The 8,519-nt window shown below is 42.2% G+C and carries 8 protein-coding genes; 3 read left to right on the top strand and 5 right to left on the bottom strand.

The genetic code is table 11. The features are described 5' to 3' along the window. Positions 1-361: 361 nt before the first annotated feature. Positions 362-1,393 carry a serine hydrolase gene (locus CDG79_RS37265; protein ID WP_094346574.1) on the bottom strand — a complete coding sequence of 344 codons (1,032 nt, stop codon included), beginning with the start codon at positions 1,391-1,393 and terminating at the stop codon, positions 362-364. Between the two features lie 648 nt (positions 1,394-2,041). Between CDG79_RS37265 and CDG79_RS37260 the strand changes: the two genes are divergently transcribed. After that, entirely contained in the window at positions 2,042-2,911 is an 870-nt protein-coding gene (locus CDG79_RS37260; RefSeq protein WP_094346573.1) for a sulfurtransferase, read from the top strand. On the opposite strand, the gene CDG79_RS37255 is transcribed toward CDG79_RS37260, so the two are convergent. From CDG79_RS37255 to folK, 3 genes are read right to left on the bottom strand one after another with little or no spacing between them, the layout of a single operon-like run. Continuing rightward, positions 2,908-3,747 (bottom strand): ADP-ribosylglycohydrolase family protein, encoded by an 840-nt coding sequence (locus CDG79_RS37255; protein ID WP_094346572.1) that lies wholly within the window; start codon positions 3,745-3,747, stop codon positions 2,908-2,910. The two genes, CDG79_RS37260 and CDG79_RS37255, sit on opposite strands and share 4 nt — an antisense overlap. 7 nt (positions 3,748-3,754) lie before the next feature. Beyond that, positions 3,755-4,303, bottom strand: a complete 549-nt coding sequence (locus CDG79_RS37250; protein ID WP_094330041.1) for an NUDIX hydrolase — start codon at positions 4,301-4,303, stop codon at positions 3,755-3,757. Between the two features lie 37 nt (positions 4,304-4,340). Further along, positions 4,341-4,889 (bottom strand): 2-amino-4-hydroxy-6-hydroxymethyldihydropteridine diphosphokinase, encoded by a 549-nt coding sequence (gene folK / locus CDG79_RS37245; RefSeq protein WP_094346571.1) that lies wholly within the window; start codon positions 4,887-4,889, stop codon positions 4,341-4,343. A 247-nt stretch (positions 4,890-5,136) separates the two neighbouring features. Between folK and CDG79_RS37240 the strand changes: the two genes are divergently transcribed. Both CDG79_RS37240 and CDG79_RS37235 read left to right on the top strand, forming a co-directional pair. Continuing rightward, on the top strand, positions 5,137-7,656 hold the full coding sequence (locus CDG79_RS37240; protein WP_094346570.1) for a PBP1A family penicillin-binding protein: 2,520 nt from the start codon (positions 5,137-5,139) through the stop codon (positions 7,654-7,656). A gap of 57 nt (positions 7,657-7,713) precedes the next feature. Beyond that, positions 7,714-8,136 (top strand): tellurite resistance TerB family protein, encoded by a 423-nt coding sequence (locus CDG79_RS37235; protein ID WP_094346569.1) that lies wholly within the window; start codon positions 7,714-7,716, stop codon positions 8,134-8,136. A 40-nt stretch (positions 8,137-8,176) separates the two neighbouring features. Here CDG79_RS37235 and psb35 read toward each other — a convergent pair whose 3' ends face one another. Then, positions 8,177-8,404 carry a photosystem II assembly protein Psb35 gene (gene psb35 / locus CDG79_RS37230; RefSeq protein WP_094330038.1) on the bottom strand — a complete coding sequence of 76 codons (228 nt, stop codon included), beginning with the start codon at positions 8,402-8,404 and terminating at the stop codon, positions 8,177-8,179. Positions 8,405-8,519: the final 115 nt, after the last annotated feature.

Genomic DNA, 8,519 nt, shown 5'->3' with positions numbered 1-8,519 from the left:
CATTTACCGCCTCGATTTGACAGCACCTACAAAAATAGCGATCGCAGCGAAGCGTCCACTGCTCTTAAGGTATTAATACCTGTAATGCTTATGGAATATAGCTTATAGCTTTTCTTAGTGCCATTCGGAGATTAATTAATAAATTTTAGATTTTAAATTAGCCCCATACCTCAAGGGAAGTAGCTAGGCGTAGGCGGAAATAAATTAAATTCAGCTAAAACGTCCTGCTGTTTCCATGTTTATCGCTTAGTTTTTTGGCACGCGGCGCGGTTACACCGCGCCATTGCTTGTGACAGATGCGTAAGTCCTGTCTATAATTAAAGCCAAAATTTAGAATTTATACTTCATGCCCAACAAATAATTAGGGTAGATTACTGATTTTTGTCCGATCGAAGTAGCCATACATTACCCGAGAAACTTGACGAATAAAATCCCTAGCCCTAATGTCATTATTCGGTCTACGCACGAAAATTCCTGCTAAATAACGCTTACCTGATGGCGTTTCAATGATACCCGCATCACCTAATACAAATCGTAGAGTACCTGTTTTATGAGCAATATTTGCACCAGAACCTAAGCCAGATGGGAGCAAACTTTTATTGTGACAACGAATCATAATACCCAAAACTTGGGATTGACTTGTATCAGAAATTAACTGATTATTTGTAACCAATGCCGACAGTCGTACCAAGTCTTTTGCACTAGTTTTATTAGTTCCTTTAAAGTCTCCAAGCATATTGTGAATCACAGTACTTTGTAATCCCCAAGTGCGAAACTTTTGATTTAATTTAGATGCACCACCTAATCGATCGATAATCATATTTGTAGCAGTGTTATCACTAATGGTCATCATCTTGGTTGCAGTTTGCAAGAGACTCAGCTTAGTTCCCACTCGTTGATACTGCATATCTCCAGAACCACCAGCGACATGTTTCCGTCGCATTATCAAAGTTTCACCTAGTTTGATTCTTCCTGCATCTACTTCCTGAAACAAAGCAATCAAAATTGGATACTTAATTGTGCTTGCGGCAGAAAAAGCTTTATCACCGTTAAAACTAAAATAATCCCCTGTTTGTAAGTCCATAAAAAAGATTCCGGGAGTGAGGAATCTATAGCGAGCCATTAATGCTTTAATAGGAGTTTTTAGTTCTGATATCTCGCGTCCCAGAGGAACTATACCAGTGAATTTAGAATTATTTATAGGGTTGACAGAATCTCCCAGAGGAACCGGAGGAATAAATTTCAGTTTTGGGAGTTGTAAATCAGAAATAGCCGGTTGATTTGCACTCCAGTCATTTACATTTCCAACTTGATTTGTGTTGGGATTCGCTTTTGCTGGGGATGATAGTAAAAGAATACTTGTAAAACTCAGTAACAACCAGCGTAGTTTCATGTAGTGCTGTGAGGATAGTGTTGGATTTATTTACAGAGATTTTCCGAAGAAGTTAATGAGATCCGGATTGATTGACATAGTAATTACTAAGATATCCCATGTCAACAGAAATTCGTAACAGATTCATTGACCTATTGAAAAAAATAATTATGCTAAAAAAACACAAGGTGGAATAGACAAAAGATGCTTAGATAACATTAATTAGTTATGTAATTATACAAGTACTAAGAACTAATAATTATGTTTTAATTTTTCTAGCAAATATTTATACAGGAATCATATTTGATTTTTGAAAAAATATAAGTTAGACGGAACGTCGTAACGCGCCATAAGCTTGGGGTGGTGCGTTACGCTACGCTAACGCACCCTACGCGTATTTCAAAAATCAAATACTAGTCCTATACATAGCGATGGTGAGAAAAAAGGATTCTGTCGTCAGCGCCGCACCATAACTGGACTCAGGAGAACTTAGCGATGCTGGTTATTTTACAGGTTTAAATTTTCGACTCTCGCCTTGATTTTAAAACAACACAGGCACAAAAGTTCTCTCGTAACATTCAACATTCATTCTTCTGTGATTTGCATTCCAAAATGCAAATCTACCGAGCGCGATAATGCCTAATGGTACGATAACAGAAGCATGAAAGCGTGAATACAAAACTCCTCATTTCTCCTCAAGAACTCACGTCCCTGTTAGCAGAAAAGTCATCACAGGCTGTCATTATCGATACGCGAACTCCCGAAGACTATGCTATTTCTCATATCCCTACATCCATAAATATTAGAGATTTTTTCACCTATCTTTTAGAGAATTCTTCCCCAGCAGGATTAAAGGAATTACAAGAGTATTTTGCAGAAATTATGAGCAAGCTGGGAATATCGGGTGTAGAACGATTAATTGTGTATGAAGATAGTTTAAATAAAGGTTATGGTCAATCTTGTCGAGCAGCTTTCTTACTGAAGTATTTGGGTTGCACTCAGGTATCTATTTTACAGGGAGGATATAGAGCGTGGCTGACAGAAGGATTGCCTACTAACGATGAAGTACCATTATCTGAAAGCAGCATATTTAGATTGCATCCCAATGCTGACATGATGGTGACTACTACCGAGATGTTGCAAGCAGTTACCAATCCAGCAATTATAAAATTAGATGTGCGCGATCGCAATGAGTGGTTTGGACTGAGTTCTTCTCCCTACCATGCTGATTTTTGTCCTCGCAAAGGTAGAATCCCTAACTCGGTATGGTTAGAATGGCATCGACTGATGAATTCGGAATCGGAAATCCCCACATTCCGTTCGCCAAGTGAAATTCTCGAAATTTGTCAGTCTCTAGGTATTACTTCAGAGTCTATTGTATACGTTTACTGCTTTAAGGGTTCAAGGGCTGCTAATACATTGATAGCCCTTGAAGAGGCGGGAATTTCTGCCAGAAATTATTTTGGCTCGTGGAATGAATGGTCGCGTGATTTCTCACTACCGATTGATAGTAGAGTTATCCAAGCAACAGAAAGTTAGCGGACTGATTTAAGCTGCATTAACTGCTTATCCAAGTCTATGAGATAATCTCTACCGTAAGCTCCATTTTCCAATCCTGTAACGAGATGATTGGGAATGTCTTGTGTAATTTCTTCGCTACAAGAACCGGCAGCTAAAGCGATCGCAGCTACTGTATCTACATCCCCGGTAAAAGCGATACAATCTTGTAAAAGTTCGCTCATACTGTCATTTCGGATTACCGCAGTAATCGCTGCCCTGGCACTCATCCAGCCTTTAGACTTTACTTTACCTTCCCACGGCTTATTCCATTCTCCAGATACATAACCTTTAAGAAACTTTCCTAATTTGCGTTTTGCTCCCAATCGATAGATAAAGTAATGCGACATTAGGGCGGCGGCAACGGCAGCATTGATCCCATCTGGTGTATTGTGGGTAATTGCCGCTTGAATTGTTGCCGCCTCAATTACTTTTTCTGGTGTGGCATAGATGCCAATGGGTGCTGCACGCATTGCACCCCCGCTTTTGTCACTATCAGGGTTAATTTTGCTTAAAAATTCTTCCCCATCCTGAATTTCTCCCAGAAAATGGTAAAAGCTTCGAGAATAACCTTCTCTTTCATCGCGTTTAAAAGCTCTAACAAAGCTATGGGCTAAAACTTCTGGTGTCCACGGTGCTTGAGCAACAATCACTTCCGCAATGGCAATGCTCATCTGGGTGTCATCGGTATAGCTGCCAGGAATGAGTCGAAAACGGGGATGTTGAACGTATCGACTCAAATCGTTGTTAACGATCGTTTCATCAGCATATTCAAAACCTGCACCGTAAGCATCTGCAATCGCTAACTCAAGCAGCATAAAAGTATTAAACTAAAAATGGACGCGCCAGAAAAAAGCTAGAAATTGATTTAGCATCTACTGGTTCTCCCTCCAGAATCGCTTTCTCTAATTCTTCGGGAGTCAAAAACACGGTTTCGATATCCTCGTCTGCATCTTGTTCTGGTGGTGTCTCCAGCTTTTCTAAATCTCGCGCCAGAAAAGCATAGATAATTTCATCAGAATAACCAGGCGCTAGGAAAAATTCGCCTAATTTGTCCCATTTTTTGGCAGTATACCCAGTTTCTTCTTCGATTTCGCGCTGTATTGTCTCCAAAGGTTCTTCCTTTGCTTCCAAAGTTCCTGCCGGAAATTCTAATATCCGTCCCTGAATTGCAAAACGATACTGGCGCACCAGTACAAGTTTACCTTCTGGTGTCACCGGTACAGCTAGAGCGCCACCAGGGTGACGAATACATTCCCATTCTCCTTCCGATTTATTAGGCAAACGCAAGCGATTGACTTCAAAATCAAACTTGCGTCCTTTATGAAACAGGCGTTGTCTTAGTAGTTGTGGTAATTCTCTACCTAATGGCATAGTAAAATCTGATTATCTGTTAAGTACAGAGGTGATATCAGTGTTCTTCTGTGTTTAAGGATGGTAATTTTAATTGCCCATCAATTAAACATACATCAGAACAGTGTACCTCTTTCAGCAGTCCTTTAATAACACACCCAGAAACTGGTTCTATCCAATCTGGGGCAATTTCTGCCAGTGGTACTAACACAAAGGCCCGATCCCGCATTCGTGGATGGGGAATTTGGAGATTTGGTGTATCCAGTATAAAGTCATCATATAATAACAAATCCAAATCCAGGGTCCGCGGCCCCCAGTGTTCTTGACGCACACGCCCAAATTGTTGTTCAATTCCTAACAAAATTTCTAATAACTGCTGGGGTAGCATCTCTACCTGCAATGTGACACAGCCATTTAGATAATCTGGCTGTGGTGGCCCCACAGCTTTGGTTTGGTACCAATTGGATCTAGCTTCTAAAATAATTCCTGGGGTTTGGGCTAAAGTTTTGATAGCTGCTTCTAAAAGCGTCTGGGAATCGCCGATATTACTACCAAGGGCGACGGCGCTTCTTTTCGGCTGAGTGTAGGCGTAGTCCAACCCAGGCATTGCACTCTCCTTATGTAAGCTATTTTCGGAATGTCTTTGTGGATACTTCTATGTACTTATATTCCGAATAGTTAGTAAAATTGCAGCATTTGTTACAAAACTAAATTAACTAAATCTAAAAAACATTATTTTATGGATGAATCTAGTTAATTATTTATAGGATATTATACTAACACAATGGTGGTGCTATAACCCCAAAGCTGATTGATGGTGGTTAGATATTTACTACTTTGAGCGAGGAACTGACGTGGGGAAGCTTACCTCCTGGTTCAAGCGAAGACCAACTAATTTGAGTGACTCTGGACAAGGAGGAACAAATGAGAGCTTACCACCAGCACATCTGGCGCAGAAGAGGCAGTTACTGAGCAAAATGAAAATTTTACCATCTAGAATGAAGACCAATCAGGCAACTGGCGGTAAACCACTCTATCGTCGCATCTGGTTTTGGGCAGGTTTAGGTGTAGGTGGTGGGATAGTTGCCTTCATCTACGGCATCAGTCTAATAGACCGCACTTTGCCAAATCAGTCCGAGTTGAATGCTGTCTTGAGAGAGCAAACACTGACGATCAAAGCTGCTGATGGAAGTATATTACAACAACAAGGTGAAGCGACCAGAGAACAGTTAAAGCTAGAACAAATACCAGATAATTTAAAAAAAGCTTTCATCGCCTCAGAAGATAGAAGATTTAAGCAACACAATGGAGTCGATCCGCAAGGGATTGTGAGAGCAAGTTTGAATAATTTGCGATCGCAAGGTGTAGTAGAAGGTGGTAGCACCATCACCCAACAGTTAACGCGGATTCTGTTTTTGAAACAAGAACAGACAATCTGGCGCAAACTCAAGGAAGTCCGCCTCGCCCAAAAAATGGAGCATGAGCTAACCAAAGACCAGATTCTAGAGCGTTACCTGAATCTGGTTTATTTGGGATCGGGAGCTTATGGTGTGGCAGATGCAGCCTGGGTATACTTTAGTAAATCGCCAGATCAGCTTTCTCTTGCAGAAATGGCAACGATTGCGGGATTAGCTCCTGCTCCTAGCTTATACGCCCCAGACAAAAATCCCGAAGCGGCAATCCGGCGGAGAAATCTGGTATTGCAACGGATGCAAGAGGATGGAGTTGTTACACCAGAGCAAAGACAGACAGCAGCCCAAGAGCCACTAACCCTCAAAAGCAGTTTACCCAAGCGAGTGCAAGTAGAATCACCCTACTTTACCAGCTATATCCAAAAAGAATTGCCGAAATACGTTTCTTCTAATGTGCTAAAAAGTGGGGGTCTAGTAGTGGAAACTACGTTGAATCCGACTTGGCAGAAGGTAGGAGAAGAAGCAGTTGCCAAAACACTGCGAAATCAAGGACGCTGGGAGAACTTTAAGCAAGCAGCAATGGTGGCTATTGACCCCCGAAATGGCGAAATTAAGGCAATGGTTGGGGGAAAAGACTTTGGTAAAAACCAGTTTAATCGTGTAACCCAGGCACAACGGCAGCCAGGATCGACATTTAAAGGGTTTGTATATGCTACTGCGATCGCTAGCGGTAAAAGCCCCTACGATACCTATGAGGATGCACCCCTTGTAGTAGATGGTTATGAACCAAAAAACTATGGTAAAAACTTCCACGGTTCAATGAACATGCGAGATGCCCTCACCCGCTCTATTAATATTATTGCGGTGAAGGTATTGATTGATGTGGGATTTGCCCCAACGATTAAACTTGCCCATGATATGGGGATAAAATCTGAACTCAAGCCCACCTACTCCTTGGCTCTCGGCTCCAACGAAGTGAATCTGCTAGAGTTGACCAGCGCTTATGGTTGCTTTGCTACTCTTGGATTGCACACAGAGCCTCATGGTATTACTCGCATCCTCAACCGCCAAGGCAAAGTGATTTGGTCAGCTAATTTCAAGTCTCAACGGGCCGTTGACGCTGATAGTGCCGCCATCATGACTTGGATGCTACGCAACGTCGTAGAAGCCGGAACTGGTGGCGCTGCTCAATTAGATAATAGACCAGTTGCCGGCAAGACCGGCACCTCCGACGAAGCCCGCGATTTGTGGTTTATTGGCTACATTCCCCAGATGGTGACAGGGGTGTGGTTAGGTAACGATAATAACCGCCCCACAGATGGTAGCAGTAGTAGCGCCCAATTGGTAAGTCATTTGCTCGACCCCCAACCAGGTGAGGTGATAATTGATGTCTGTGCTGCACCAGGTGGTAAAACAACCCACATCGCTGAGTTGATGGCAGATAAGGGAAAAATTTGGGCTTGCGATCGCACTTCCTCTCGTCTTCGCAAACTTCAAGAAAATTCTCAACGCCTGAATTTACAATCTATTCAAATGTATACTGGCGACAGCCGCCAATTTAACCAATTTCAAAACACCGCAGACCGTGTATTACTAGATGCTCCATGTTCTGGACTAGGAACCATGCACCGTCATGCTGATGCTCGTTGGCGACAGACACCAGAATCTGTCCGGGAACTTTCGGTGCTGCAAAAAGAATTGCTAACACATACATCAACTTTTGTCAAACCTGGTGGTGTATTAGTGTATGCCACCTGTACATTGCATCCAGCAGAAAACGAAGAAGTGATTTCGGCATTTTTAGCTGAGTCACCTGATTGGCAAATTGAGTCTCCGGCAGGCTTTGAGTTACCTGAATTTGTCCGTAGCGCGCCTCAAGGTTGGTTTAAAGTCTGGCCCCATCAACAAGACATGGATGGCTTTTTTATAGTTCGCTTAAGAAAAACCAATAATTCCGAATGAATACTGTTTAGGATTGTACGATTTGGTGGAGGTCTTAATCTACCAGAGGAGGCAGCAATGGTTAGCCCTTCCAATGTCAAAAACTTAGTTAAAATCCTGATTGGAGCCGCCTGGATTGATGGCAGAATCCAGCCGGAAGAACGGCAATATCTCCGTGAAATAGCCCAAGCAAAAGGTTTGGCTAACGATCCAGAAATTAAGCCTTGGCTGTACGAATTAGTTCCTGTACAGCCAAAAGAGTGCTATGAATGGGTGCAGGAGTATTTAGGCGATCGCCCAAGTCTTGAAGATTGTGAAAATCTGATTGAAGCCATCAGTGGCTTAATTTATAGCGATGGTGAAGTTGCCGTCGAAGAAGCCAGACTCTTGACGGAATTGCAGGATATAGTGAAGCCGAATGATTCAATTCAACCGGCTCACACTGCACTTCTTAAACAAATTCAAAAGCTTTACCGTCGTTGGGTTGAAGTGCAAAACTAATCACAGTTAAAAGTTCATAGTCTAATGACTAATGACTAAATTATGACTTCGGTTCACCCAGACCCGGAGTTTCTTCTTTATCAACTTTAGGTACAAAATCAGGACGCTCTTTGCTTTCCCAACCTGCGGGGCGTTTCGAGTTGTACCAAGCTATTGAACCAATGGTTACAGCAGCAATAAAACCGACGACATAGACCAAAGTGAAAGCATAAGGAAACTGCCCACCACCTGTTGCGACTGAATCTGCTGCCTGCATCAATATATGCATGAGTATATTCTCCAATGTTAAGTAACACTACTTGACACACTATAGAATGAGCGTATCACTTAACATCCTCCCCTAGTTTAGTTTTAGCAACTTCATATTGCATAGAAAAGGGTAG

This window comes from Nostoc sp. 'Peltigera membranacea cyanobiont' 232 (genome assembly GCF_002245985.1).
GTDB lineage: Bacteria > Cyanobacteriota > Cyanobacteriia > Cyanobacteriales > Nostocaceae > Nostoc.
Note: the sequence above shows the minus strand (reverse complement) of the source record. Positions and strands in the feature narration are given on the sequence as shown.

Bases quoted from the DNA above. Each gene is read 5' to 3' on its own strand.
- CDG79_RS37265 (WP_094346574.1), bottom strand. From the start codon at position 1,393: ATGAAACTACGCTGGTTGTTACTGAGTTTTACAAGTATTCTTTTACTA.
- CDG79_RS37255 (WP_094346572.1), bottom strand. From the start codon at position 3,747: ATGCTGCTTGAGTTAGCGATTGCAGATGCTTACGGTGCAGGTTTTGAA.
- CDG79_RS37250 (WP_094330041.1), bottom strand. From the start codon at position 4,303: ATGCCATTAGGTAGAGAATTACCACAACTACTAAGACAACGCCTGTTT.
- folK (WP_094346571.1), bottom strand. From the start codon at position 4,889: ATGCCTGGGTTGGACTACGCCTACACTCAGCCGAAAAGAAGCGCCGTC.
- CDG79_RS37235 (WP_094346569.1), top strand. From the start codon at position 7,714: ATGGTTAGCCCTTCCAATGTCAAAAACTTAGTTAAAATCCTGATTGGA.
- psb35 (WP_094330038.1), bottom strand. From the start codon at position 8,404: ATGCATATATTGATGCAGGCAGCAGATTCAGTCGCAACAGGTGGTGGG.